The 3,397-nt window shown below is 69.7% G+C and carries 4 protein-coding genes; all 4 read left to right on the top strand.

Annotation, left to right across the window (positions count from 1 at the left end):
* Window positions 1–405: 405 nt before the first annotated feature.
* A complete protein-coding gene (locus CRP51_RS27880; RefSeq protein ID WP_097234125.1) occupies window positions 406–1,215 on the top strand; it encodes an ABC transporter permease in 810 nt (269 codons plus the stop codon).
* Window positions 1,208–2,011 (top strand): ABC transporter permease, encoded by an 804-nt coding sequence (locus tag CRP51_RS27875; RefSeq protein WP_245880855.1) that lies wholly within the window; start codon window positions 1,208–1,210, stop codon window positions 2,009–2,011. The genes CRP51_RS27880 and CRP51_RS27875 overlap by 8 nt, the downstream gene beginning before the upstream one ends.
* Before the next feature lies 1 nt (window position 2,012).
* Window positions 2,013–3,023 (top strand): ABC transporter ATP-binding protein, encoded by a 1,011-nt coding sequence (locus tag CRP51_RS27870; protein WP_097234124.1) that lies wholly within the window; start codon window positions 2,013–2,015, stop codon window positions 3,021–3,023.
* Between the two features lie 102 nt (window positions 3,024–3,125).
* Window positions 3,126–3,397: ATP-binding cassette domain-containing protein (locus CRP51_RS27865; RefSeq protein ID WP_141514709.1), on the top strand; the 272-nt coding region annotated here is incomplete at its 3' end.

Genomic DNA, 3,397 nt, shown 5'->3' with positions numbered 1-3,397 from the left:
AAATAACTCAAAAATCTGGCATTGACTTTTGGCACGCTGTTGAGTTCTCAAGGAACGGACGCTTCCTTCAAACCCCTCTCAGGGCCCTCCGGGCGCTTCCCTTCGCTGTGTTCCCGACTCTATCACGCTCGATTTCTCGAACTTGACCTCCGTCGGGGGGAGTTGAGTTTTGCGCCCTCCGGCGACGCCCGTAACCGTAGAGGAATTCTCCGGCCGATCCAAATCGGCTTCTGAAGTGCTCCACTCCGGGCAAGCTCGAAGGACCCTACGGACCCCCATCGGTGGTGTCAAGTTGAGCCCCGGCGGTCGGGTGGGTGCCCTCGCCGCCGGTGGCAACGGCCGTAGACTCGCGTGTCTTTGGCGTTTTTCGGGTGATCGCACACGGGGGAACGGGGGGTCGCGCCCATGGGGTCGTGGACGCTGTACCGCTCCGTCGCCGGATACGGCTTCCGGCGCTACGCGACCTACCGACTCGCCACCGCCGCCGGGGTGTTCACCAACACCGTCTTCGGTCTCATCCTCGCGCACGCCTTCATGGCTCTGTGGCACGAGCGCCCCCAGCTCGGCGGGTACGAGCAGGCGCAGGCGCTCACCTTCGTCTGGGTGGGCCAGGCGCTGTTGGCCTCGGTGGCCCTGATGGGGGGCGGCTTCGAGTCCGAGCTTCAGCAGCGGATCAGGACCGGCGACGTGGCGATCGACCTCTACCGTCCCGCCGACCTCCAACTGTGGTGGCTGGCGACGGATCTGGGGCGGGCCGCGTTCCAGCTGCTGGGGCGCGGGGTGGTGCCGCTCGCGGTGGGGGCGCTGGTCTTCGACCTGGCGCTGCCCCTGAGTCCGCGGGTGTGGGCGTCGTTCCTGGTGTCGGTGGTGCTCGCGGTGGTGATCAGCTTCGCGATGCGCTTCCTGGTGGCGCTGTCGACGTTCTGGATGATGGACGGGGTGGGCGCGAGCACGGTGAACACCGTCGTCTCGATGTTCTTCTCCGGGATGCTGCTGCCGCTGACCGTCTTCCCCGGGGCGCTGGGCGAGGTGGTGCGGTGGCTGCCATGGGCGGGGATGTTGCAGATCCCGGCCGACGTGCTGCTGGAGCGGCGGGTCGGGTGGGGGCTGGTCGCCGGCCTCGCCCTGCAACTGGGGTGGGCGCTGGCGGCGCTGGCGGTGGGCCGCTGGTTGCAGTCGGTGGCGACGCGGCGGGTGGTGGTCCAGGGTGGTTGAGGGGACGCGGGCGTTCTTCCTGGTGGCCTGGATGTGGGTGCGTTCGTCGCTGACCTACCGGGCTTCGTTCCTGATCACGACGCTGGCGAATCTGGCGATCACCTTTCTGGACTTCGTCGTGGTGCTGCTGATGTTCTCCCATGTCGACGCGTTGGGCGGCTTCGGGCTGGCCGAGGTGGCGCTGCTCTACGGGAGCGCGAGCCTGGCGCTGGGGGTGGCCGACCTGCTGCTGGGGAACGTGGAGCGGGTCGGGGAGCGGATCAGGGACGGCTCGCTCGACGTGCTGCTGGTGCGTCCGGTGTCGATCTTCGTGCAGGTGGCGGCCGACCGGTTCGCGCTGCGCCGGCTGGGGCGGGTGATCCAGGCGCTCGGGGTGCTGGGCTGGGCGCTGCCCCGGGTGGACGTGGAGTGGTCGGCGGGGGCCGTGGCGCTGCTGGTGATGATGCTGGTGTCGGGGTCGGTGATCTTCGGGGCGGTCTTCGTCCTGGGGTCGTCGTTCCAGTTCTGGGCGCAGGACGCGGCGCAGGTGCAGAACGCGTTCACGTACGGCGGAGGGGTGTTGTTGCAGTACCCGCCGACGATCTTCCCGAGGGAGCTGGTGCGGGGGGTGACCTTCGTGCTGCCGCTCGCGTTCGTCAACTGGCTGCCGGCGCTGCGGCTGTTGGGACGGGACGATCCGTTGGGGCTGCCGGGGTGGGTGGACTTCCTGTCGCCGCTGGTGGCGCTGGTCCTGTCGGGGCTGACCGCGCTGGTGTGGCGGTCGGCGGTGCGGAGCTATCGGAGCACCGGGAGTTGAGATGAGCGAGGCACTGATCGAACTCGACCGCCTGGAGAAGGTCTTCCGGGTGCGGAAGCGCGCCGGGCTGCTGCGCCGTGAGGTGAGCGAGGTGCGGGCGGTGGACGGGATCTCGTTCCGGGTGCGGCGGGGCGAGATGGTGGGGTACATCGGGCCGAACGGGGCGGGCAAGTCGACGACGATCAAGATGTTGACGGGCATCCTGACGCCGAGCGGCGGGCGGCTGCGGGTGGCCGGCATCGATCCGGCGCGGCAGCGGACGGCGCTGGCGCGGCGGATCGGGGTGGTCTTCGGGCAGCGGACGACGCTCTGGTGGGACCTGCCGTTGGGCGACTCGTACCAGTTGATGCGGCGGCTGTACCGGGTGGAGCCGGCGCGGTTCCGCGCGAATCTGGAGCGCTGCGTGGAGCTGCTGGAGCTGGGCCCGCTGCTGGAGGTTCCGGTGCGGCAGCTGTCGTTGGGGCAGCGGATGCGCGGGGACGTGGCGGCCGCGTTGCTGCACGATCCCGAAGTGCTGTACCTGGACGAGCCGACGATCGGGCTCGACGTGGTGAGCAGGAACAAGGTGCGTGGCTTTCTGCGCGACCTCAATCGGGAGAAGGGCACGACCGTTCTGCTGACCACCCATGACCTGACCGACATCGAGCAGCTCTGCAGCCGGGTGATGGTGATCGACCGGGGGCGGCTGATGTACGACGGGGCGTTCGCGGGGCTGAGCGAGGTGGGCGAGAGCGAGCGCACGTTGATCGTGGACCTGGCGGAGGAGCGGCCGGCGATCGAGGTGCCGGGGGCGCGGGTGGTGCGGGTGGCGGGGCCGCGTCAGTGGTTGACGTTCCCCGCCGCGCGGAGCGCCGCTCCGCTGGTGGCGCGGGTGGCGGCGGAGTATCCGCTGGTCGATCTGTCGCTGCGGGAGCCGGACATCGAGGAGGTCATCGCCCGCATGTACGCGGCCGGGTGGGAGGGCGCGCGTTCCGGCGGTGCGGGGGCTGACGGGGGTTCGGGGGTGGGGTAAACCCCCGCACGGAAACGGCGACGCGCCCCATCGTGGCCGGAGCAGCCGAACGACAGGGTGGTGTGCGTTGACAACGTGCGTTCCCAGCGGAGGCGAGTTTCGGTGACATCGGCTGTAGTGGATCCCAGGATCGGGAGTGGCGGGGGGCATTCGGCCGTGGCCGCGCGGGCCGCCCAGGTGGTCAAGGCGTACGGCTCCGGCGAGACGCGGGTTTCGGCGTTGGACGGGGTGAGTGTGGACATCGAGCGGGGGGTGTTCACCGCGATCATGGGCCCCTCCGGCTCGGGCAAGTCGACGCTGATGCACTGCCTGGCCGGTCTCGACACCGTCACCTCGGGACGCATCTGGGTCGGCGGCACCGAGATCACCGGCCT

Origin of the sequence: Streptomyces zhaozhouensis (assembly GCF_900230195.1) — a bacterium.
Lineage (GTDB): Bacteria > Actinomycetota > Actinomycetes > Streptomycetales > Streptomycetaceae > Streptomyces > Streptomyces zhaozhouensis.
Note: the sequence above shows the minus strand (reverse complement) of the source record. Positions and strands in the feature narration are given on the sequence as shown.

What these genes read in the sequence shown, in the direction of transcription:
- CRP51_RS27880 (WP_097234125.1), top strand. Translation starts at nt 406, where the DNA reads ATGGGGTCGTGGACGCTGTACCGCTCCGTCGCCGGATACGGCTTCCGG.
- CRP51_RS27870 (WP_097234124.1), top strand. Translation starts at nt 2,013, where the DNA reads ATGAGCGAGGCACTGATCGAACTCGACCGCCTGGAGAAGGTCTTCCGG.